Source organism: Streptomyces sp. ISL-96 (assembly GCF_018614035.1).
GTDB lineage: Bacteria > Actinomycetota > Actinomycetes > Streptomycetales > Streptomycetaceae > Streptomyces.
Map to the genome: position 1 here is coordinate 1 of NZ_JAGGPA010000026.1, position 20,811 is coordinate 20,811.

At 69.8% G+C, this 20,811-nt stretch carries 21 protein-coding genes; 6 read left to right on the forward strand and 15 right to left on the reverse strand.

What is annotated here, in order from left to right; genetic code table 11:
• Positions 1 to 65: 65 nt before the first annotated feature.
• The 13 genes from J7E96_RS18105 to J7E96_RS18165 all read right to left on the reverse strand — a co-directional run bounded on the left by J7E96_RS18105 (position 66) and on the right by J7E96_RS18165 (position 10,036).
• Positions 66 to 1,325 carry a tyrosine-type recombinase/integrase gene (locus J7E96_RS18105; protein ID WP_215132680.1) on the reverse strand — a complete coding sequence of 420 codons (1,260 nt, stop codon included), beginning with the start codon at positions 1,323 to 1,325 and terminating at the stop codon, positions 66 to 68.
• 10 nt (positions 1,326 to 1,335) lie between these two features.
• Positions 1,336 to 1,584 carry a helix-turn-helix domain-containing protein gene (locus J7E96_RS18110; RefSeq protein ID WP_308296027.1) on the reverse strand — a complete coding sequence of 83 codons (249 nt, stop codon included), beginning with the start codon at positions 1,582 to 1,584 and terminating at the stop codon, positions 1,336 to 1,338.
• Positions 1,585 to 1,803: 219 nt separating this feature from the next.
• Complete coding sequence (locus J7E96_RS18115) at positions 1,804 to 2,988, reverse strand: DUF3631 domain-containing protein (protein ID WP_215132682.1); 1,185 nt, start codon at positions 2,986 to 2,988, stop codon at positions 1,804 to 1,806.
• Positions 2,985 to 3,338, reverse strand: coding sequence for a hypothetical protein (locus J7E96_RS18120; RefSeq protein ID WP_308296018.1), 354 nt, complete (start codon positions 3,336 to 3,338; stop codon positions 2,985 to 2,987). Before J7E96_RS18120 ends, J7E96_RS18115 begins: the two co-directional genes overlap by 4 nt.
• A complete protein-coding gene (locus tag J7E96_RS18125) occupies positions 3,335 to 4,249 on the reverse strand; it encodes a bifunctional DNA primase/polymerase (protein ID WP_215132683.1) in 915 nt (304 codons plus the stop codon). Before J7E96_RS18125 ends, J7E96_RS18120 begins: the two co-directional genes overlap by 4 nt.
• A gap of 84 nt (positions 4,250 to 4,333) precedes the next feature.
• Positions 4,334 to 4,471 carry a hypothetical protein gene (locus J7E96_RS18130; protein ID WP_215132684.1) on the reverse strand — a complete coding sequence of 46 codons (138 nt, stop codon included), beginning with the start codon at positions 4,469 to 4,471 and terminating at the stop codon, positions 4,334 to 4,336.
• Positions 4,472 to 4,495: 24 nt separating this feature from the next.
• Entirely contained in the window at positions 4,496 to 4,948 is a 453-nt protein-coding gene (locus J7E96_RS18135) for a hypothetical protein (RefSeq protein ID WP_215132685.1), read from the reverse strand.
• A 203-nt stretch (positions 4,949 to 5,151) separates the two neighbouring features.
• The gene (locus J7E96_RS18140; protein ID WP_215132686.1) at positions 5,152 to 7,272 is read right to left on the reverse strand and encodes an ATP-binding protein; all 2,121 of its coding nucleotides are present in this window, start codon (positions 7,270 to 7,272) and stop codon (positions 5,152 to 5,154) included.
• Positions 7,273 to 7,339: 67 nt separating this feature from the next.
• Positions 7,340 to 7,909 (reverse strand): hypothetical protein, encoded by a 570-nt coding sequence (locus J7E96_RS18145; protein ID WP_251070089.1) that lies wholly within the window; start codon positions 7,907 to 7,909, stop codon positions 7,340 to 7,342.
• 9 nt (positions 7,910 to 7,918) lie between these two features.
• The gene (locus tag J7E96_RS18150; protein WP_215132687.1) at positions 7,919 to 8,305 is read right to left on the reverse strand and encodes an RRQRL motif-containing zinc-binding protein; all 387 of its coding nucleotides are present in this window, start codon (positions 8,303 to 8,305) and stop codon (positions 7,919 to 7,921) included.
• Positions 8,305 to 9,177 (reverse strand): DUF2637 domain-containing protein, encoded by an 873-nt coding sequence (locus J7E96_RS18155; protein ID WP_215132688.1) that lies wholly within the window; start codon positions 9,175 to 9,177, stop codon positions 8,305 to 8,307. The genes J7E96_RS18150 and J7E96_RS18155 overlap by 1 nt, the downstream gene beginning before the upstream one ends.
• Complete coding sequence (locus J7E96_RS18160; protein WP_215132689.1) at positions 9,174 to 9,773, reverse strand: hypothetical protein; 600 nt, start codon at positions 9,771 to 9,773, stop codon at positions 9,174 to 9,176. Before J7E96_RS18160 ends, J7E96_RS18155 begins: the two co-directional genes overlap by 4 nt.
• Positions 9,770 to 10,036, reverse strand: a complete 267-nt coding sequence (locus tag J7E96_RS18165; protein ID WP_215132690.1) for a DUF6284 family protein — start codon at positions 10,034 to 10,036, stop codon at positions 9,770 to 9,772. The genes J7E96_RS18160 and J7E96_RS18165 overlap by 4 nt, the downstream gene beginning before the upstream one ends.
• A 443-nt stretch (positions 10,037 to 10,479) precedes the next feature.
• On the opposite strand from J7E96_RS18165, the gene J7E96_RS18170 reads away from it, so the two are divergent.
• From J7E96_RS18170 to J7E96_RS18185, 4 genes are all read left to right on the forward strand, one after another.
• Entirely contained in the window at positions 10,480 to 11,268 is a 789-nt protein-coding gene (locus J7E96_RS18170; RefSeq protein WP_215132691.1) for a GntR family transcriptional regulator, read from the forward strand.
• Positions 11,265 to 11,918: a YdcF family protein gene (locus J7E96_RS18175; RefSeq protein WP_215132692.1), complete on the forward strand. Its 654-nt coding sequence runs from the start codon at positions 11,265 to 11,267 to the stop codon at positions 11,916 to 11,918. Before J7E96_RS18170 ends, J7E96_RS18175 begins: the two co-directional genes overlap by 4 nt.
• 533 nt (positions 11,919 to 12,451) lie before the next feature.
• Positions 12,452 to 12,625: a hypothetical protein gene (locus tag J7E96_RS18180; protein ID WP_215132693.1), complete on the forward strand. Its 174-nt coding sequence runs from the start codon at positions 12,452 to 12,454 to the stop codon at positions 12,623 to 12,625.
• A gap of 1,081 nt (positions 12,626 to 13,706) precedes the next feature.
• Positions 13,707 to 16,145, forward strand: coding sequence for a helicase-associated domain-containing protein (locus tag J7E96_RS18185; RefSeq protein WP_215132694.1), 2,439 nt, complete (start codon positions 13,707 to 13,709; stop codon positions 16,143 to 16,145).
• A 62-nt stretch (positions 16,146 to 16,207) separates the two neighbouring features.
• Here J7E96_RS18185 and J7E96_RS18190 read toward each other — a convergent pair whose 3' ends face one another.
• Complete coding sequence (locus J7E96_RS18190) at positions 16,208 to 16,696, reverse strand: DUF6083 domain-containing protein (protein WP_215132695.1); 489 nt, start codon at positions 16,694 to 16,696, stop codon at positions 16,208 to 16,210.
• A 235-nt stretch (positions 16,697 to 16,931) separates the two neighbouring features.
• Between J7E96_RS18190 and J7E96_RS18195 the strand changes: the two genes are divergently transcribed.
• A complete protein-coding gene (locus J7E96_RS18195) occupies positions 16,932 to 17,759 on the forward strand; it encodes an isocitrate lyase/phosphoenolpyruvate mutase family protein (protein WP_215132696.1) in 828 nt (275 codons plus the stop codon).
• A 24-nt stretch (positions 17,760 to 17,783) separates the two neighbouring features.
• Here J7E96_RS18195 and J7E96_RS18200 read toward each other — a convergent pair whose 3' ends face one another.
• The gene (locus tag J7E96_RS18200; protein WP_215132697.1) at positions 17,784 to 18,368 is read right to left on the reverse strand and encodes a rhodanese-like domain-containing protein; all 585 of its coding nucleotides are present in this window, start codon (positions 18,366 to 18,368) and stop codon (positions 17,784 to 17,786) included.
• Positions 18,369 to 18,518: 150 nt separating this feature from the next.
• Between J7E96_RS18200 and J7E96_RS18205 the strand changes: the two genes are divergently transcribed.
• Positions 18,519 to 20,804 (forward strand): excinuclease ABC subunit UvrA, encoded by a 2,286-nt coding sequence (locus tag J7E96_RS18205; RefSeq protein WP_215132698.1) that lies wholly within the window; start codon positions 18,519 to 18,521, stop codon positions 20,802 to 20,804.
• Positions 20,805 to 20,811: the final 7 nt, after the last annotated feature.

The window sequence follows — 20,811 nt, forward strand, 5'->3', positions numbered from 1 at the left end:
GAATAAACCAACAGCGTCCGCTCACGCGGACCGGGCCTTCTGCCTTTGCAGTCTCATCCGCAGTCTCAACGGGGCTGTTCGGGATCTTCCTTCGTCGCCTCGTCGTCGCTCTTGGCGACCTCCCAGATGAGTCCACCGACCTGCTTCGCGACGTCTTGCAGGATGCCGCCGGTCACGTGCTGGTAGCGGGCCGCCATCGCCGTGGACGACCAGCCCATGATCTGCATCACGACACGCTCGGGGACTCCAAGGATGAGCAGCACCGTGGCCGCCGTGTGCCGCGCGTCGTGCAACCGGCCGTCGCGCACCTTGGCGTCCGCGAGTAACTGCTTCCACGCGTCGTAGTCGGTGCTGGGCACCAGGGGCGCCCCGACGGGCGAGGTGAAGACGAATCCGGTCTCCCGCCATTCCTGCGCGGCCCGCACCCGCTCTCGCTCCTGCTCCTGCCGGTGCAGCTCCAGAAGCCGAACCAATTCGTCAGGGACCCCGATCACGCGGCGGCCGGCGCGGGACTTCGTGTTCGCCGTGTCCTCGTTCTTCCTGACGCGCTGCTTGCAGTAGCCGGGCTTGCGCCCGCACTCACCGCCGCATCCGTGCAGGTACTTCGGCCGGAGACGGTTCTTACGCACTCGCAGGACGCCCGCCTTGAGGTCCACGTCCGACCAACGCAGACCCAACGCTTCCCCCTGCCGGAGACCAAGGGCCAGGGCGATGGACCAGCGGGCACTGTTCCGGACCTTGGCCGCTTCGGAGAGGAGCCGCTGCACCTCTTCGATGTCGTACGGCTCGACCTCTTCGTCTTCGATGCGGGGCGGTACGGCAAGCGTGGCGACGTTCCGGGTGACGTGGCCGCGTCGCATGGCGTGGTTGAGCGCCGTCCGGATGGTGCGGTGCGCCTGGTGTGCGGTGGCGGGCTTGCTGCCATGGGTCAGCATCTTCGTGTAGAAGCGCTCCAGGTGCTCCGGCTCCAGCTTGTCCAACCGGTGAGCACCGACGCCGGGAACCAAGTGCACCCTGACGGCGACCTCGTACCCCGCATACGTGTTCTCGCGCACTGATGGTTTGGCAATCTCCTCAACCCAGTGCTGGAGCCACGCCTTGACGGTCCACGGCCGCCCCGGCTTCCGAACCTTCCCGGCGTCCCGCTGCTTCTCCAGTTCCCGGACCTTCTTGATCACCTCCGCCTCGCTCTTTTTGCTCATGACGTGGCGCCGGTCGGGCTTACCGTCGTCACGAACGCCGACGGTGACGCGACCGTGCCAGTAACCGTCATTGCCGAAGTAGATGGATGACGCCCCGTCGGGACGCTTGGCACGCTTGGCCATGAAATCTCCTTTACGCGGCCACAGGCCGGGCCTGCATCTGGGCGGTGAGGTAGTCGCTGAGCGCTTGAACGGGGACGCGGCGGAGCCGACCAATGGGCACGGTCTGCACGGCTCCGTCGCGGATGAGGGCGTACATGGTGGTGCGGCCGACACTGATTCGGCGGGCCGCCTCCTCCACGGTGAGCGCGAGAAGAGTGGGGTCGAATTCGTCTTCGCTCGAACCGGCTTGTACTGCCGAGGGTTCGAGCGCACGGGCCACTGTCACGAAAGTCCCTCCTTGGCGGAGATCCGGGAGCCCAGGGCCCCCTCCCTGTCAGGTCCGCTACATCCGCTATGCCGCTACATGGCAGGTCAGAGGCGGGTTTCGTGTAGCGGAAAGCGCAGATGTAGCGGCTACGACGCCGTTCATCAGCCCTGGCTCGCGCGGAGCTGGGACGGAAGCGAGGGCGCGCGTAGCCGCTACATCGGATGGGTTCCGCTACGCCGCTGTGCCGTCTGAGCTGGGCAGTAGCGGGTGAAGCGCTTGTAGCGGAATTTCCGGAGGGGGCGGGCAGTAGCGCTGCCATGCGTCGTGGAGGTCGACGGCGTAGTAGCCCTTGAGGACCCCGCCGGATGTGCGGATGTTGCGTGAGGTGATGGGTTCGTTGTCGGCGGTCACGTAGTCGCGGAGCATTCGGGACAGGCGGCGGGAGTCGAGCGGTTTGCCTTGGAGGTCGGCCCACGGGGCGTCGTCGAGGGCGTTGAGCCGGTCGACGACGGCGATGGTGGGGAGACGGTCGACCCCGATGAGGACGTGATCGCGCAGGTCGGTCAGCAGCCGGATTCCGAGACTGCCTTTGTCGTCGCCTTGCGAGGCCTTGACGAGCTGCACACAGGCGGCGCGGGCGCGCTGGGGCCAGGTCCCGCCGGCGGCGTCGGCGACGGCGAGCAGGGGTTCCCACACGTCGGCCGGCCGGTCGGTGACGCCGTCGGGCATCTCGGGCCAGGCTCCTTGAACCCGGTCGCGGACCTGGCCGGCCCATACGGCGAGGCGGTCGCGCAGGACGTTGCCTTGCGGCTCGTGGATGCCCTGCCGGAAGGGCTCGACTTTCTCGTTCCAGGCTCGGCGGCGCATGCGGATGATGACGGAGCGAGTGAGGATCGTGTCGGGCAGGGAACCGAGTCCGGCCATGGCCACGGCGCAGTAGGACGGGAAGCCCTGGACGGTCTGGTTGGATCCGTCGCCCACGCACCGGTACATGAGCCGTCCACGGCGGTGTCCGGCGTTCAGGAAGCCCCGGAGCTGTTCGTTCTCTCCAGCCTTGGGGCCAAAGACGGTGTCGATCTCGTCGAAGACGATCGTGGGCCGCTCGCCTTCGATGCCGGACACGGCACGGAACAGGGCGGACGGCGAGGCGTCCACGGCTGCCATCCGGTTCGGCACCAGGGTCTCGACGATTTCCAGCGCACGCGACTTGCCCGACCCGGGTTCGGGTGACAGGAAGGCGATGCGGGGGGTGGAGTCGAAGGCGTCGATCAGGTGGGCGTGCGCGTCCCACAAGGTGACCGCGACGTAGGCCGCTTCGGTCGGGAAGACGTTGAAGCGGCGGTGGAAGGCTTCCACCTCGTTGAGCAGTGCCGCGCCGTCGATGGGTGCCGTGGTCTGCGGTGCGGTGCTGGTCATGCGGCGGTCCTTTCTGCGCTGGGGTTGCGGAGGGGGCACGCGTCGCGGTGGGCGGCGTGGTCCTCGATCAGGTCCAGGACTTTGCGCCGTCCGACCGCGCTGCGGTCACGACCGCACGCGCACGTCGAAGTCGCGGTGGGCACGGTGCCTTTGGGAGCGACGATGTGCAGCCAGGCGACGAAGTACCGTCCGTCGCCCTGCTGCGGGTCAGGACCAACAGCAATGGGGACGGCCTGACGGCCGACGACCTTCAGCGCCCTCTCTGGGTGGGGTGCCGGGGCCGGTTCGGCGTGGTCAGCGTCAGCGGTGGCGGGGAGGCATTTCAGATGGGGATTGGGGCGGGCGCTCACGTCGCCTCCCTCGGCCGGCAGTTGCGCAGCGACCAGTTCAGAACGCTGCGCAAAGTGGAGCGGCACTGGGATGCCGGGAGTCCGGCCGACTCACCAGCCGTCTGAAATGCCTGCTCCACCTCCTGTCGGGTCAGGTCCCCCCATCCGACGAACCGGGCCACCTTGCGGGCACTCTCGAACAACTGGGCCTCACGGCGGCCCTCTTTGGCCGCTGCCACGAGTTCGGTCTCTCGTTCCAGGGCGGTCTTAGCGGCCCGGTTCCCATGCTTCGGCAGGGCGAGCCGCAGCGGCTGCGCGGGGCGCTCAGCGGGCTTGAGAGCGTCCAGCAGCCACGGAGGCAGCGGAGCGACCGGGCGAGGGTCAGCCACCGTGTAGCTGCCGCTGTGGAGGGTGCTGCCCGCCGCGACGACGTACCCGCCCCACGCCCGGGTATCGACGAGCGGTGCGAGACCGCCGGCGGTGTTGCTGAGCCGGGTACCGGGCGGGGCGGTGAAGTACAGGTGCTCTCCGCCGCTCGCAGTCCGGGTGCGGTAGGTGATGGGGACGGGCTGCCCGGCGCGCTCGCAGAGCGCCTTGAATGTCGTCACGCCGCAAGGCGTGCCCTTACTGCCCTTGTGCTTTGGCATGTCGAGATCCACGACCACAAGCCCGGAGGGACCGGTGGCAATCCCGACGTTGAACGGCCTGTCGGCCCACGCCCGGCGGATGCGGTCAGGATCAGTGGTCGCTCGCTGCTCCCACTTGCGGTGCCCACCCGCGCAGTCCCCGGTGCCGGGGCAGTGGGCTTCGCCGTGCAGGGCGGGGCGCTTGTCGTCGGGGCGCAGCGGGAAGACGTGCCAGCCGCGTTCCGCCGCTTCCAAGGCAGCGTTCAGTAAGCGGCGGGATCGCGGGATGGGGGTGGGTTGAGTCATGCTGGAGACCTCCAACAGGTCTGTTGTGGACTGGAGAACCAGGGCGGCCGTCGCTCGCCAAAGTCACGGCCGCCCTAGCCATTGCTAGGCGCAGGTGCAGTCAGGGCGTTCGCTGCTGCCGTCCGCGCCGCATCCGCAGCAGTGCGGGTAGTCGTACGGGTCGGTTCCGTCGGTGGGGTCGCACAAGTCGCAGTCGGTGAACTCGTCGTCGTCCTCGTACATGGGCGGGCATTCCTCTCGGGTTGGTCAGTGGTGGAAGTGGTTGCGCTTGATGACGGCCTTGCGGATGTTGACCGTGGTCCCGGCGCTGTCACGTCCGGTACCGAGGGCCTGGACGGCGATCCAGCCGCCGAAGATGACGGCGGCCAGGATGATGAGTTGCTGGACGAACGCGGCCAGGGCGGCGATGAATCCGGTGAGGATCAGCAGTCCGCCGCATGCGGCGGCGAACCCGATTCCACCGAGCGCGATGTTCACCGCCGCACGGCTGACGGCCGGCCGCTGCTCGACCGGAGCGGGTGCCGGGGCCGGGGTGATCGCGTAGCCGGTGATCACACGCCCGTCCGGCAGGATGACGCTCGCCACGGCAGGGGCGGTGCCCGGCTGCACCGGAACCAGTGGCGGTGCCGGAATGGGGATGGGCTGGTGGACAGTCACGGCCTGTTCTGCGGGCTGGTGGCCAGGGGTCTCGGGGTACATGCGGAATCTCCTTTTCGGGCAGGCCAGGGAGGCTGAGGCACCCCCTTGGTTGGGCGCGTGGAGCGGGTTGCGTGGGTGCTGACCTGGTCGCTTCCCTGACTCCCTGAGAGATCGTTTGCGCAGGTCAGGAGCAGGGAGGCGGGCCAGGGAGCCGGTTAGGGAGTTCTCCCTGTCTCCCTGACCCGCCAGGGGTGCGGCTCCCTCTATCGGGCGGCGGAAGCGGAATCGTCGGTGTCGCGGTTGGTGAGGGCGCGGGCGACGCGGTCGCGGCCGACGACCATGCGGCCGTCGGACTTGTACGGCTCCGCGCCCGTGCCCTCCAGCACCCGCTTGAGGTCGGCGTGCGTCCACGCCCCGTAGGCGTCTTCCGACAGCGTCGCGAGCCGTTGCAGCACGTCCTGGGTGAGCACCCGGGGCGCGTTCGCGATGACGGTGGCGATGTCCGCGAGCGGGTCGCGCTCCTCACCCCGCTCGATGACGTGGAGGGTGGTGACCCCGTCGCGCATGGCCCGGGCGCGGGCGGTGATCTGCGCGGCGGTCTCGGTGTCGATGTAGTGGGTGCGGACGGTGATGGATGCCTGGCCGGCCGGGATCTCGATGCCGTCGCTGGCGACGACCAGGGTTCCCTTGTCCAGGCCGGGACGCAGCAGGTTCGGGGCGGCGCCGCCGTCCACGGCCTTGTCTCCCAGCGCCATGCGTGCCTGCGACTCCGTGCCGAGTGCGAGTGAGGCGCGGGTGTGGGCGCCCTCGCGGACCAGCTTGGGCAGGTTCTGGTCGGTCGGGTCCTGCGTGCCCTGCCACAGCGTCACGTTGACCGCACGTCCCTGGTTGTGGATCTTCCGGGCGGCCATGAAGTACCGGGACGTGGCCTTGGACCCGCCGTAGGGCCGCTTCTCTTCGTCGACCATCGGACACATGAACGCCACCTGGGCTTCGTCCACGATGAGGACCAGCGGCGGGAACACCGTGCCGGGCGGGGCCTGGAGGCGCCGTTCCATCTCGCTCACGCCGCCCTCGACCATCTCGGTTGCCTGGATGACGTGGTCGTCGGTCGGCCCCTGAATCAGCACCGTGGCCAGGCCATCCCACATCGCCCAGTCACCAGCGCCCTTCAGGTCCGCGAGGCGGAATTCCACGCTGCGGTCCAGCGCGAGCCACAGAGCGAGGGCGCGCAGGGCGGCGGTCTTACCCTGGTTGGACAGGCCGGTGATCAGTAGGTGGCGCTGGTACAGGCTCAGGGCCGCCGCGTCGCCGCGCAGGTCCTGACCCCACGGGGCGCGTCCGGTCTTGTAGTTGGCGGTCAGGTCCTGGTCGGTGGTGAGCGGGGACGGGCCGATCGGCTCGTCCAACGCGCCACTGTCCGCGATCCACAGCCGGACGGTGCGGGCCGCCTGCGGGATCGTGATGAACACTTCGTGCTCGTGGCGGGCCAGGTTCTCGGCAAGCTTCCGGCGCCGGTTCTGCACCTCGTTCGTGGAGACACCGGAGGGCAGGGTCACATCGACTTCCACGCCGCACCCGGCGATTCGAATCGGGCCCAGCATCGAAGCGCCGGCGTCGCCCATCTCCTTGATGGCGTTGCGCAACGGGGCGATACCGAGGTTGCGCAGCGCGAGGACAACGATGGACGGCGTGATCGGCTCCCCGTCACCGTTCCGGGCGTTGGTCGGGAGTGCCCACTGGGGTGCAGCCTGCTGGTGCTTGCCCACCGCCCACAGGCCGAGCAGGGCCGCCCAGGGGCCCAGGGTGACGAGCGGGCCCCAGGTCACGGAGATGATCAGGACGATCCAGCGGACCAGCTCGATCAGCGCCATGGTCGGCGCCGCGATGTCGGTCCAGTCCTTGTTGGCGACGGCGAGCATGATGCCGAGGACCAAGAGACCACCCGCGCCGATCCCTGCTCCGGCCGCGATGCCCTTGGCGGCATCGAGCGGGGCGGTGAGCAGGTCCATGCGCCGGCGGTGGCGCTCCTGGCGGAAGTGCCGACCGCGCTCCTCCCACTCCGCTGCGGCTTCCATGTTCCCCGCGGCTTCGGCAGCACGGAGCAGGCGTTCGTAGCGGGAGGCGGTGCGTCCTTCCCAGGTGCGGCGGGCCACGATCCTGGTCCCGCCGACGACGTAGAGGCCGTGGCGGGCCGCAGCGCGGCAGGCGGTCTTGGTGCGCTCGTGAGTGGCCACCGTGCGGACACCCCGCGCGGAGCGCACCCACAGGGGCACAGGCGGCTTGTCAGCGGCGGGCGTTGCTGCGGCAGCCGCCACGACCACCGACGGCTGCTCAGGGGCGGTGGTGGTCTCTTCGAAGAGGCGAACGACGTTGTCGCTCATGACGGAACGACTCCTGACTGCCCCAACTCGTGGGGCGAGAAAGAGAAGGAGGAAAGGGGAGGGCGGATCAGGCAGCGGCGGCGGGAACGAGCTGCTTAGCGAGGTACTCGACCCCGTACGCCTCGCGCTCTTCCTGCTCCAGGCAGCGGTCGTGCTCCCGGGACTGGCGGCGAGACAGCCGCTCGACCCCCAGGTCGTGGCGCAGGCCGGACACGACGCGCTCACGCACGCCCTTGCGGCTGAGCTGCATCGCGTGGACCAGCTCGTGGACAAGCGTGATCGCGAATGTGGCTTCGTTGGGGTGCTGGTCGACGTTGATGACGACCAGCACCCCGCCGCTCACGAGCGGGACGGCACGGCCGGCGGCGTCACGGGCGAGCCGCTTCGCCGCCCGCAGCGCGCGGGCCTGCTCCCACTTGTCGACATCACCAGCCGCCTCGATCTCGGCGGCGGTGGCCACCTCTGCCATGCCCCGCGCTGAGGTGAGGACGACCTGTACGTCGGGCATCCGGCCGGGCACGGCCCGCTCCACGATCGGTACGGCCTGCTCAGCCAGACGCTTGGCCGTGCGCAGGGTCGCGCGGTAGCCGAAGAGCTTGTGTGTGCTGACGGTCAGCTTCACTACGTCTCCGTTCATCGCCGCAGCTCAGGCGGCAGACTCGGTGTCGGGGTAGGCGCAGGTCACGCACATGCCGAGCGACGTCGGGATGCAGTACCCGGCATCGGTGCGGCACTTCGGGCAGGTACGGCGGGCGCACATCGCCTTGGCGAGCGCGGCCCACTTCGCCGGCGTCATCGCACGCACCGGCTTCGCCGCATCCACGCGGTAGAGGAAAGCGACGGCCACCCCGCCACGACGGCGGGAGGAACGGCGCATGACCTGTCCGGCGATCTCCTGACCACCGGGCCGTAAGCCGCGCGCCCGTAACTGCCGACGGGTGGCGTAGCCGTCCGGCGCGAAGCGCCACGGGAAGGTCGGTATCCCGTACTTCGCGCCGGACGGGTCGTGGCACTTGCCGAACGCCGGGGACATCAGGCCGCCACCGCATCAGGCCCGTCGTTCCCGCGCTCAGCGCGCTCCGCCTTGAGCGCGTCGCGCAGGATGCGGCCGTTGGCAGCCGACGTACGGACCGCCTTACGAATCCCGTCGGCCGTCAGCTCCGCATCCGACCAAGCGGCCGTAACCGACCGCGCCTCACCGAGCAGTTCATCCGGCGTACGGCTCGCTCGGGCGGTGCGGGCCGACTCGGGAACCCGACCGGTCGCCCGGCGCGGGCGAGGTGCTTCAGCGGCGACCGCAGTCAACGCGACCGACTCGACCGGCGCGGCAGGCTCGATGGCCGGGGTCAGGTCCGCCGACCCGACGGCGGGCAGCTCAGCGACCGGGGCGGGCAGTTCCGGGGTCGACTCGTCGAGGTCAGAGGTAGACCGTTTTACAGCGACCTCGGTGTCTTTCTGATGGTTTGCGGAGTCGACTGGTTGGTGGTGGAGAACCTTGGCCACCAGGTCCGAGCCGAAGTAGATCGACCCGACCGGCAGCGACGTGGCGAGCAGCACCAGGGCCCAGTTCGCCGGGTCCCAGTCGGCCAGTCGACCCCAGTCGACCGACTCGCCGTGCAGCTCCGGAACCAGGCCGTGCACGTAGTTCAGGACCAGCGAGGCGACCGTGTAGGCGGCCAGTACCCGCAGCGCGAACCGCTTGTCCGCCCGGTCGGTCAGCACCAGCGTGGCGACCAGTGCGAGAGCCATGAGGCCATCGACCACGAACGGGTACAGCAGCGCCGCCATGCTGTCCGCGCCGATCGCGCGGGCCACATCCCGCAACGCGTTCCAGGACACCCGGAACGCCATCGCCACCACAGCGACCAGGGCGAGAACGAGCAGGCTCTTCCCGGTGCGGTTCATGCCGTGCCCCCCACCAGCGGGGCGTTGACCAGGCCGGTCAGCGCGGCGATCTCGTCGCCGGTGAGCTTGGTGTGCTCGTTCATGGCGTGCGCCACGGTGCGGATCTCCCGCCACAGCAGGCCGACCTTTCGGCGGGCCATCCCGCGCACCATGCCCCAGGACTTGCCGTCCTGGGGCACGCAGTCCCTGCCGAGCCGGTAGCCGAACTGGGCGAGTACGTCGATGGCCTGCTCGCGGTCGTGGTCGGCGGTGCAGGCGTAGGCCCGCTCCGGTGTCCACAGGCCGCAGGTCATCAGGTACTGGACGTGGGCGATTTCCCCGGCCGCCGCCTGGGCGGCGAAGCGCCACGGGTTCGTGTCGTCTACCTCGAACGCGGTGTTGCCGGTAAGGCTCCACCTGTCGATTTCCGGCGACCAGGCGATGACCTCACTGGTCAGGACGTGCATGCCGTAGGCCATCGAGAGCACGGCGTGCCCGGCCTCATGGAAGGCCATGCCCAGCCGTGCCTGCTCGTAGCTGAGCGCCATCTCGTAGCGAGGCCGCAGGTTGCCCCGGTGGTCCAACAGCAACTCGGGGGCGGGAGCGGTGGCCATCATGCGGCACCGCCCGACAGCGCCACACCGGCGCGGTTCGACAGGTCGCGGCGGGCCGCCATGACCCGGTTCCGGGCCCGGCGAATACGCCGCCCGTCCAGCTCGGTGGCCGGCCGGTCCAGCGTCATGATCTGCGCGTCCAGCAACTCGACTTCCGCCGTGATGACGGGCATCTCCTCCTCGATCGCGCTCAGCTCTGCGGCCGTCGGCTCGCGATCGAAGGGGGCGGCGGTAACAACCGTCTGAACAGTGGCGATGTACCTCATGGGTCGTTTTCTCCTCACAGTGGAACGGCCCGAAAAGCAGCCCCGGTGTTTGCCCACCGGGGCTGCGCGCCGTTGTGGAACCAGCGGATTCCGGCTCCCCTCAACCCCGCCCGTACGGCCGATGGCCGGACGGGCGGAGGAGGCAACCGGCCGCAGCCGTGGGAGCTGCGGTGGGGTGGAGTCGCGCGGACCAGTGCCGCGCTGGCCGCCTTATCGAGGAGGCGGCTGCCTCAAATACATGTCGCTGTTGAGTTCTCAAGGGCCATCCGCTTCCTTCGAGCCGTTTCACGGGCCCTCCGGGCGCCGAGAGCAGCCCAAAGAAGGGCCCCTCTCCACCCGCTGTCCTAGGACTGCGGGTTCTGATGAAGACAATGACCCACAGTCCCAGGACTGTCAACAGTCCTGGGACTGTGTTTGACTGGGATCTGTCGAGAGGAGCACGCGTGTCACCCAAGTGGCGGGAACTGGCAGACAAGCTGGCTGAGCGGATCAAGAGGGGCGAGTACGCCCCTGGCCAGCAACTGCCGCACATCCGGGACCTTGTCGAAGCAGGTGAAGGCTCGAAGTCCACGGTTCACGCTGCCTACAAGGCGTTGGAAGCCGAAGGGCTGGTGACCTCATCCCGAGGTCACGGCACCGTCGTACGGCAGCAAGCCCCGCTCAAGAGGCTCGGTATCGCCCGGTACGACAAGGCGAAGTGGCGGGACGGCGACGAAGTCGCGTTCATCGCCGACCGCGTCGCCTCCGGGAGGGCGTACAAGAGGGGCGAGCAGACGCAGAGCGTCAGCCGTGTGCAGGCGTCGCCCCTCGTTGCGGCCGCCCATGGTCTGCCCGAGGGGTCCGAGGTGTACGCGCGCGCCCGGCTCGTTAAGGAGGGCGACCAGCCGACGCACACCCTGACCAGCTACTACCGGCCCGAGCATGTCGAGGGGACACGAATCGTCGACCCGACCCCGGGCCCGGCCGGCAAGGGTGGTGGCTTTCGGGTGCTCTACGACGCTGGGTACGAGATCGACCGCATGCGCGAGGAGCTATTCGCGCGGATCGCATCCCCCGAGGAAGCAGCCCTGCTTCAGTTGGCACACGGCGAGTGGGTCGTCGAACTCCACCGGACCACCTACACCGCCGACGGGACCGTCGTTGAGTTCGCGGTCGGCATCCACGCGGCCAGCCGCTTCGCGTGGGCGTACGACTTCAAGGTCCCCGACTCGGCTCAGGAGGCGTCCCAGTGATCTCGGTACAGGCATGGTCCGATGCCCAACGGCTCTGGGACTTCCAACAGATGCACCACGAGCCGCGCCCCTGCTCGGTGGGCATCGGACTCGGCAGCCATGACGTTGGGGTGGCCGACGTGACGGTAGACCTGTACCGGCGCGGCATGATGCCGCTGATCGTCTTCACGGGCGCCACGAGCCGCACCACGCGCGAGCGGATGCCGAAAGGCGAGGCGGAGCACTACCGGGAACGGGCCATGGAGCTGGGCGTGCCGGCGCACGCCGTCCTCGTCGAGCCGAACGCGAGGAACACGGGCGAGAACGTCCGCTTCTCCCGCTCGCTGCTCGCAGAGCACGGGGTGAATGTGTCGTCCGTCCTACTCGTCAGCAAGCCGTACGAAGAGCGGCGGGCCTACGCAACCGCGTGCAAGCTCTGGCCGGAAGTCGAGATCGTCAGCGCTTCTGCACCGATGACGTTCACGGAGTACGTGGACTCAATTCAGGACTCCCGGCTCGTACTGGACATGCTCGTCGGCGCTCAGCAGCGCCTGCTGATCTATCCAGAGCAAGGGTTCATGATCCGACAAGAAATCCCCGAGTCCGTCATGGCGGCCTATGAGCGGCTGTGCGTCGATGGGTTCACGAGCCGCCTCGTCCCCGCACCGTGATCACGCCCGCAACCATCTGGTATCCATCCACCGCATTGGCCGATAACACCAGGTCGGTCTGCATGGAGCCGCTGCAAATCAAGCGCTGCTGAGTCCGTCGTGACGTATGCACGGTAGAACTTTCCCTACTTCATCAAGGCACCCGCCGCGCACGCGCGGCGCGTGCGGCCCGTCGCCCGGGCCTGCGCTCCTGTCTGCGCCCCGCTCCAGCCCGGCCGCCGACCGCACGCCTACGGCTCGGGTTGATGGGCTAGGTGTATTGCCTTGTGAGGTTGGGGACGAGTCGGGCCGGGCGCCGTACCCCCGCCGTCACGGATGACGGGTGCGCGAGGCGACCGCACCACCGGGAATGGGCGGGCGGGGAGCAGCTGCTGCCGCGATGTGGTGGCGGCCGGTGTGGTCGCTCCGCGTCGGTACCGGTCTCGTCGTGGCTGATGAGCGTGTCGTTCAGTCCCCAGCGCCTGGTTGAGCCGTTGAGACTTCACCGACCTCAGAAGGTCGCTACGGTGTGGATCACCCACACCGGAGGTCACATGGCTGACTACGCCGCTCATGCGCACAAGGCTCAGGAGTTGCTCGAAACCGTCGAGCGCGAGTCGAAGGGACGCCTCAGTGCTGAGACCCGGGTGCGGATGGCCCAGGTTGAGGCGCTCCTTGCGCTCGCCGCTGCGATAGGCAAGCAGGAGACAGGCGTCGCACCTCGCTGATGCTGGACCGGTCCGCCGTACAGCAGCGCCGTACCGCAACCCCAGCAACCGCCCCCGTCCGATACCGTCCCTCTGGGGCCTCGTAGCGGCCGGAATGGCCGTGGCTGACCGTTCTCGCTAGAGCTACGGAGCAGGTGCTCCTTGCCACAAGCGCCAGCAGGACGCAGCAGCAGTGAGTGTCTAACCGCGTGAGAACGCCGACGCACAACGGCGGACAAGCACGGACGCCTGCGGACCATCAGCGCAGGCGAGGAGCACACCAGCCCAAGCCTGAGCTCCCACCCAAGTTGCTTCGGGACGAAGAGGTCACCAACGGAAGCAGCAGGCCAGCCTGAACCGCTGTCGGCCGTAGTTCTGGCTGATCTTCGGTGAAGTTTAAGAGCGTGCTCCCATGCCTCTCGCATACGCCTCCCCCAGGCGACTGTCAGGTGGAAGCCTGCCTGAGGTCTGGCGTTACCTGACCTCTTGGTAGGGGGATGGAGTGGCATCTCAGTCCAGGTGCGGCGCGCGTACCAAAGCCGGTACAGCGTGCCGGAACCTTGCAGTGGTTGGCACCTCACGTTGCGCGAAGCATCAAGGGCCCTGGTCGGCCTACGGAGTCGCGCAACGCAAGGAGAAAGAAGCCAAGGCCAAGAAGCGCAAGATCCGCAAGAAGCGGTAGGCACTGCGACGAGACATGCGCGAGACCGTCGGCACAGTCTCATCCGTAGTCTCGTTCACGGCCGTACGCGGTCGTTCAGTTTCCCGCCGCGTCCGGCCGTGACCCGGCGAGTGGACGGGCGCGAACCAGGACGAACACGGCCATGCAGAGTTGGAAAGCGTGTTGGGGGCAACCCCTCACGAGTTCGAATCTCGTATCCTCCGCCAGTGCCTCACCGGGCACTTGAAGGCCCCGACCGGGAAACCGGCCGGGGCCTTCTGCGTTCCGTGGTCGCAGTTCTGGTTGCCTCGTACCACCCGTGGGCGGGAACCTTCCGCCGTGCGGCGCATCCAGGCCCGCTGGATGGGCCATCCTTGAGCCGGCGCCGGACCGGCCGAGGTCCGACACGGCGCCGTTCATTGTCCTGAGGAGAGGTTCTCCATGGCGTCCGGATCAACGCTGACAGTCTGGCTGCGCGGTCTCGACCGCCCGCGCCTGGCGCGCGTGCTCGCGGCACGGAGGGACACCGCGTCCCCTCCGGAGCCGCGCTCGGCTGGGGAGCTGGCGGACCGTCTTCAGCGCCCGGGGTCGGTGGCACTCGCCCTGCCCCGGCTCACGCTGCCGTGCTTGCAGGCAGCCGAGGCGTTGGCGGCCCTGGGGGCACGCGCGTCGCGCGACGCCCTGGCCGAGTTGCTCGGCGCGACGGCCCCCGCTGCCGCTCGCGCGCTGGAGGCGACGCTGGAGGTACTGGCCGATCACGCGCTGGTCTGGCCGGACGGTGACGGGACGCTGCACATGGCCGGACCCCTGGGGCAGGCATGGGACACGCCACTGGATCTGGACGCGCCACTCGAAGAGCTGCTGACAGGTGCGACCTCCGACGAACTGCGCGGCATGCTGGTGGCCTTGGGCGTCAAGCCGCCCGGCACCAAGCAGCTGCGTCTGGCCGCCCTGGCCGAGCACCACAGCGATCCGGAACTGATCGCCTCGTTGGTCGCGAAGGCCCCTGCGGCGGCTCGGAAACTGCTGGAACGGCGCGCGATGTCCGCGCCGCGACAGCCCGATTTCATCATGTTCGGGGCTCCCGGAGCCGGCTCCGAACCGGGCGAGCGATGGGCGCTGGAGCGGGGACTTCTGGTCCAGGACCGTCACCGGTACGGGCCCGCCCGCATGCCCGTCGAGGTGGCACTCGCGCTGCGCGGCCCCGACTGGCACGCGCCGTTCGATCCGGCCCCGCCCGCTGTGCGACTGGTGCCCGTCACCGCGACGGAAGTCGCCCGGGAGACGGCAGCCGCAGCCACGGCCTTCGCAGCGCATGCCGCCTCGGTCCTGTCGGCATGCTCGGCGGCGCCGCCGGCCAGGCTGAAGTCCGGCGGTGTCGGCGCACGTGAACTGGCCCGCATCGGCAAGGCCGCCCAAGCCGATGACGCCGTGGTGCGCATCACGCTGGAGGCCGCGTACGCGGCGGGGCTACTGGCCCGGGACGGTGACCGCGTCGCCGCCACCAAGGCATACGACGCCTGGGCGGCGCAGGAGCCTTCGGAACAGTTCGCCGCGCTGATCAAGGCATGGCGGAACCTGCCCCTCACCCCCTCCCAGGCACGCGACGAGGACGACAAGGCACTCCCCGCGGTCTCCGCAGTCTCCGGGGCGCCGCCCTGCGACGGCTGCTTGCAGACCCGGCACGGGTTGCTCGCCGCCGCGGCGAGCCTCCCGGCAGGGCAGGGAGCGCGAGCCACCTCGGACCTGGGGGCGCTCGTGGCATGGCACCGCCCGCTCGCCGACCGGACGCCCCAGGACGAAACACCGTTCGCCACCGCGATCCGCGAGGCCGAACTGCTCGGCGTGCTCGCCCGCGGCGCCCTGTCACCCCTCGGCACCGCCCTACGAGCCGATGACACGGACGAACTGGCCGCCGTGTGCCGGCGTCTGCTGCCCGCGGCCACCGGCACGGCCAGGATCGGCGTCGACCTCACCGCCGTCGTCGCCGGAACACCGACCGCACGACTGGACGCACTCCTGGATTCCACCGCGGACCGGGAAACCCGCGGCACGGCCTCGGTGTGGCGGTTCAGCGCCGGCAGCATCCGTCGCGCGTTGGACTCCGGACGGACCTCGGACGAGATCACAGCCGACCTGTCCGCCATCGCCACCGGGCCCCTGCCCCAGCCTCTGGCGTATCTGATCGCCGACACCGCTCGCCGCCACGGCCGCGTACGCATCGCCCCCGCCGCCTGCGTCATCCACGGCGAGGAGCCCGCGCTCCTGGCCGAGATCGCCGTCCACAGCAAGCTCGCCAAGCTCGGCCTGCGACGGCTCGCCCCGACGGTCCTGGTCAGCCGCAGCCCACTCGACCAGACCCTCGCCGCGCTTCGTGCCGAGGGCTACGCTCCCGTGGCCGAGACGGCCGACGCAACCGTACGCGTCGAGAAGACCCGGCCCCAGCGGGCCGCCGCACCCGTACCGGCCCCGCGGAGGGCCCGTACCCAGGCCGGCCTCCGAAGCACGGCGGCTCCCCACCCGGCGAAGGCCCGTACCGCCGACCTGAATGGCCTGGCCGCCCAGCTCCTGACCGCCCCGCCGACCACACCGGAACCCGACCCGTTCGGGCCCGCCGGAATCCCCTTCGGCACGGATACCGAGGAGATCGTCGCCGGGTACGCGAAGTGGCTGTCGTACAGCGATGTCCGCCAGCTGGCCCATGCCATCGACACCGGTACGGCCGTCACGGTCGATTACGTCGCCACTTCAGGAAGCCGCACCGTACGCACCCTCGACCGCCTCACCCTCGACCCGCCCTATCTCGGAGCCTGGTGCCACCTGCGGGACGCCGAACGGGTCTTCACCCTCTCCGGGATCCACGGCGTGATGCCCGCATAGAGCCCATGCACCAGCGCCGCGCCCTGGCGCTCACCCGGCTGCGCGCCGCGGCCTATGGCGGTTCAGCCGTACGCTCCGCTCCCGGCCGGTGGTGAACAGCGCGCCCGCGCCGGGCAGAGGTCGAAGTGGCTGATGCGGCAGGTGTCGGACGGGGACGACGAGCCCAGGTTGACCGCCGTGCCGTCGCCCGCGATGCGCCAGCGCTTGCCCGCGGGGACGGCGCCGAGCGGCCGGTCGCCCGGCTCGATCAGGATCCAGCGGCCCCGTACGGTGCGGTGCCACGTGGCCCGGGCGCCGCACCGCTTGCATGCCGTGGTCGGGGCCGTACGCGGGTCGGGTACGGAGGCCGAACGGCGGGCCGCCAGGGTCAGCTCGACGGCCGTCGTGGCCAGCACCTCGGCGAGCAGCACCGGGTCACGGCCGGGCCTGCTGCCTCCGGTCCGCTCGCACGGACCGCACAGCGTCATCCCCAGAACCGCCCGCCACCTGCCGCGCGGGCCACCGCACGCGTCGCACACATCGCACGCACCGCGCTCGTCGTACGAGACCATGCCGCCCCCACCCGCAAACCGCCCTGTTTACAGCCGACTTGGACAATCGTTCCACGAGGGTCTGACAATCATGCCGACAACGGTCCTGACGCCCGTGGAAGTGGACCTGCCGAGCGCCGCGGAATTGGACCAGGGATGGTGGCCAACTCCTGTCTGATCTCGGTGACATGACCCATCCGAGCAGCACCCCGAAACCGTCACCGTCCCCCGGCACCCACACCCCGCAGGTGCGTTCATGAGCGCCGCCCGCCGAGCCGCCGAGCTCCGTGCGCTGCACGTCCCGGGCAAGCCGGTCGTACTGCCCAACGTCTGGGACGCCGCCTCCGCCCGCACCGTCGCGGCCGCCGGATTCCCGGCGATCGCCACCGGCAGCGCCGCGGTCGCCCCCGCCCTCGGGTACGAGGACCAAGAGGCGGCGCCGCCCGCGGAGATGTTCGCCGCGGTGGCGCGCATCGTGCGGGCCGTGGAACTCCCGGTGACCGCCGACCTGGAGCGCGGCTACGGCCTGCCGCCCGCCGAGCTCGCCGGACGGCTGGCGGAAACCGGCGCGGTGGGCTGCAACCTGGAGGACTCCGATCCGCGTACCGGCGCCATGGTGGACATCGGCGAACAGGCCGAGTTCCTTGCCGCCTTCCGCCGGGCGGCGCCGGATGTGGTGCTCAACGCGCGCATCGACACGTTCCTGCACGGCTCCGCCGACGCCGACGCCGACCCCGACGCCGACCCCGACGCCGACCCCGACCGTATGGACGAGGAGCTGCTCGCGGACGCCGTCACCCGTGGCCGGGCCTACGTCGAAGCCGGCGCCGACTGCGTCTACCCGCTCTCCCCGCGCGGCCTGTCCGCCCATACCCTGCGCGCGCTGGTGCTCGGCATCGGTGCGCCCGTCAATGCGGCGTACGGGCCCGGCAGCCCCCTGTCCTTCGACGACCTGGCGGCGGCGGGCGCGGCCAGGGTGACCTTCGGGCCAGGACTGTTCATGGCGGCGCAGAAGCATCTGGCCGGGCTGGTGCAGGAGATCCGCGCCGGGCGCGACCCGTACGCGGGCATCACGTTGCCATGAGCGACGCGCGCCCGGCCGCGGAAGTCAGCCCCGGCGCTGTCTGAGGGCGGCCAGCGTCGTGTCGAGGTCCGCTGCCGCGGTGCGCGGCCGGTTGTGCGGAAGCTTGCCCAGGACCACTGCCATGCCGCAGGTGTTGGTGAGCGCGGAGAAGACCAGGCCGCCCGCGACCCCGGCGGAGAGCAGCTGCCAGGCCGGGTGCAGCAGGCCGAGGACGAGGCCCGTCAGGACCAGGGCCCCGGCGGCGAGCCGGACCTGCCGCTCCATGGCCCAGGCGCTGCGGCCGCCTCCCGCGGGGCGGTTCAGCTCGTGCCCGCGCGCCGCCCAGCCGGTGGTTCCGCCGGTGAGGGTTGAGGCGGTGACGCCGAGGCCGGCGAGCGTCCGGCAGGCGTTCTCGGAGCGCGTGCCGGTCGCGCAGACGACCAGGATCTCGCCCTGCTCCGCGGCTTCCTCGATCGCGGGCAGCGCGTGGTGCAGCCGGTCGAGGGGGACGTTGTGGGCGCCGGGGAGGTGTCCGGAGGCGTACTCGCCCGGTGCGCGTACGTCGATGACGGTCAGGTCGGCCAGCCGGGCGTGGGCCTGGTTGATGTCGAGCGCGGCGGGAGAGTTCATGGCCGAAAAGGTACCCCTGCCGTACCTGCTGCCGTACCTGCCGTACCCCTGCCCGGCGGTTTCCGGACTGCTGAGTTCCGCCCCATGCGGACCACTGAATCGACAGACTGTACGACCGCCCTCCCCACGAATCCAAGAAGAGAGCCGGAAATGTCTGCCGACCCGTCCAGCCATCAGCCGACCACCGCGGACCACCACAACGTGATCCAGGTCCGCGGAGCCCGCGAGAACAACCTGGCGAATGTGTCGGTCGACCTCCCCAAGCGCCGGCTCACGGTCTTCACCGGTGTCTCCGGTTCGGGCAAGTCCTCCCTCGTCTTCGGCACCATCGCCGCGGAGTCCCAGCGCCTGATCAACGAGACGTACACGGCCTTCATCCAGTCGTTCATGCCGAGCATGGGCCGCCCCGACGTCGACGCCCTGCACAATCTGAGCGCGGCGATCGTCGTCGACCAGGAGCGGATGGGCGCCAACTCCCGTTCTACGGTGGGCACGGCGACCGATGCGTACACGATGCTGCGGATCATCTTCAGCCGCCTCGGCACCCCTCACATCGGCACCTCCACCGCCTTCAGCTTCAACAGCGCGGAGGGCATGTGCCCCGAGTGCGAGGGCATCGGGCAGGTGACGAAGATCGACGTCGATCAGCTCGTGGACCGTGAACTGTCCCTCAGGGAAGGGGCGATCACCGTCCCCGGTTTCGCGGTCGATGCCTGGTACTGGCAGGTCATGGCCGACTCCGGCCTCTACGACCCCGACACGAAACTGAAGGACTTCACGCCCGCCGAGTGGGACGACTTCCTCCACAAGCCGTCCACCAAGATCAAGTCCGGCGGCATCAACGTGACGTACGAAGGCCTCGTGGTGAAGGTCCAGCGCGTCTACCTCTCCAAGGACCGCGAATCGATGCAGCCCCACATCCGGGCCTTCGTCGACCGGGCGGTGGTCTTCACCGACTGCCCGGCCTGCGGCGGCACCCGCCTCAGCGCCGCCGCGCTGTCCTCGGTGATCGACGGCGTCAACATCGCCCAGTGCTCGGCGATGCAGATCAGCGACCTGGCCGCCTTCGTACGGACGATCGCCGATCCGTCGGTCGCGCCGATGCTCGCGGGCCTGAGCCACACCCTGGACTCGCTGGTCGAGATCGGGCTCGGCTATCTGAGCCTGGACCGTACGTCGTCCACGCTCTCCGGCGGCGAGGCGCAGCGCGTGAAGATGGTCCGCCACCTCGGATCCAGCCTCACCGACGTCACGTACGTCTTCGACGAGCCGACCATCGGCCTGCACCCGCACGACATCAGCCGCATGAACGACCTCCTGCTGCGCCTGCGCGACAAGGGCAACACGGTCCTCGTCGTCGAGCACAAGCCCGAGGTGATCGCGATCGCGGACCATGTGGTGGACCTGGGTCCGGGGGCGGGTTCGGCGGGCGGGCAGGTCTGTTACAGCGGCGACGTACCCGGCCTGCGCGCCTCGGGGACGCTCACCGGGCGCCACCTCGGACACCGGGCGCGGCTGCGCGAGAGCGTGCGCGAGCCGCACGGGAAGATCGCGATCGAGGGCGCGGACCTGCACAATCTGCGGGACGTCTCCGTCGACATCCCTACCGGTGTACTGACCGTGGTGACCGGCGTCGCCGGGTCCGGCAAGAGCTCACTGATCCACGGTTACCTGTCGGTGCGCGACGGCGTGGCGGTCGCCGACCAGTCCCCCATCCGGGGCTCGCGCCGCTCCAATCCGGCGACGTACACCGGGCTGCTGGGCCCGATCCGTACCGCCTTCGCCAAGGAGAACGGCGTCAAGGCAGCACTCTTCAGCGCGAATTCGGAGGGCGCCTGCCCGGTGTGCAACGGCCTCGGCCTCGTCTACACCGACCTCGCCATGATGGCCGGCGTGGCCTCGGTCTGCGAGAAGTGCGAGGGGAGGCGCTTCACGCCCGAGGTACTCACCTACACCCTGCGCGGCAAGAACATCAGCGAGGTGCTGGGCATGTCGATGGCCCAGGCGTACGACTTCTTCCCGTCCGGGCAGGCCCGCGCGATCCTGGGCCGGCTGACCGACGTCGGCCTGAGCTACCTCCGCCTCGGCCAGCCGCTCAACACCCTGTCGGGCGGCGAGCGGCAGCGGCTGAAGCTGGCGATCCACATGGCGGAGAAGTCGACGACGTACGTCCTGGACGAGCCGACCACCGGGCTGCACATGGCGGACGTCGACAAGCTCCTGGCGCTTCTCGACCGGCTGGTCGACGCCGGGAACACGGTCGTCGTCATCGAGCACCACCAGGCGGTCATGGCGCGGGCGGACTGGCTGATCGACCTCGGTCCGGGCGGCGGCCACGACGGCGGCCGCGTGGTCTTCACCGGCACCCCGGCGGAGCTGGTGGCCGACGGGGACACACTGACGGCGCGGCACCTGCGGCAGTACGTCGCCGGATGACGCACCC

Bases quoted from the DNA above. Each gene is read 5' to 3' on its own strand.
- J7E96_RS18105 (WP_215132680.1), bottom strand. From the start codon at position 1,325: ATGGCCAAGCGTGCCAAGCGTCCCGACGGGGCGTCATCCATCTACTTC.
- J7E96_RS18115 (WP_215132682.1), bottom strand. From the start codon at position 2,988: ATGACCAGCACCGCACCGCAGACCACGGCACCCATCGACGGCGCGGCA.
- J7E96_RS18125 (WP_215132683.1), bottom strand. From the start codon at position 4,249: ATGACTCAACCCACCCCCATCCCGCGATCCCGCCGCTTACTGAACGCT.
- J7E96_RS18130 (WP_215132684.1), bottom strand. From the start codon at position 4,471: ATGTACGAGGACGACGACGAGTTCACCGACTGCGACTTGTGCGACCCC.
- J7E96_RS18135 (WP_215132685.1), bottom strand. From the start codon at position 4,948: ATGTACCCCGAGACCCCTGGCCACCAGCCCGCAGAACAGGCCGTGACT.
- J7E96_RS18140 (WP_215132686.1), bottom strand. From the start codon at position 7,272: ATGAGCGACAACGTCGTTCGCCTCTTCGAAGAGACCACCACCGCCCCT.
- J7E96_RS18145 (WP_251070089.1), bottom strand. From the start codon at position 7,909: ATGAACGGAGACGTAGTGAAGCTGACCGTCAGCACACACAAGCTCTTC.
- J7E96_RS18150 (WP_215132687.1), bottom strand. From the start codon at position 8,305: ATGTCCCCGGCGTTCGGCAAGTGCCACGACCCGTCCGGCGCGAAGTAC.
- J7E96_RS18155 (WP_215132688.1), bottom strand. From the start codon at position 9,177: ATGAACCGCACCGGGAAGAGCCTGCTCGTTCTCGCCCTGGTCGCTGTG.
- J7E96_RS18160 (WP_215132689.1), bottom strand. From the start codon at position 9,773: ATGATGGCCACCGCTCCCGCCCCCGAGTTGCTGTTGGACCACCGGGGC.
- J7E96_RS18165 (WP_215132690.1), bottom strand. From the start codon at position 10,036: ATGAGGTACATCGCCACTGTTCAGACGGTTGTTACCGCCGCCCCCTTC.
- J7E96_RS18180 (WP_215132693.1), top strand. From the start codon at position 12,452: ATGGCTGACTACGCCGCTCATGCGCACAAGGCTCAGGAGTTGCTCGAA.
- J7E96_RS18185 (WP_215132694.1), top strand. From the start codon at position 13,707: ATGGCGTCCGGATCAACGCTGACAGTCTGGCTGCGCGGTCTCGACCGC.
- J7E96_RS18190 (WP_215132695.1), bottom strand. From the start codon at position 16,696: ATGGTCTCGTACGACGAGCGCGGTGCGTGCGATGTGTGCGACGCGTGC.
- J7E96_RS18195 (WP_215132696.1), top strand. From the start codon at position 16,932: ATGAGCGCCGCCCGCCGAGCCGCCGAGCTCCGTGCGCTGCACGTCCCG.
- J7E96_RS18200 (WP_215132697.1), bottom strand. From the start codon at position 18,368: ATGAACTCTCCCGCCGCGCTCGACATCAACCAGGCCCACGCCCGGCTG.
- J7E96_RS18205 (WP_215132698.1), top strand. From the start codon at position 18,519: ATGTCTGCCGACCCGTCCAGCCATCAGCCGACCACCGCGGACCACCAC.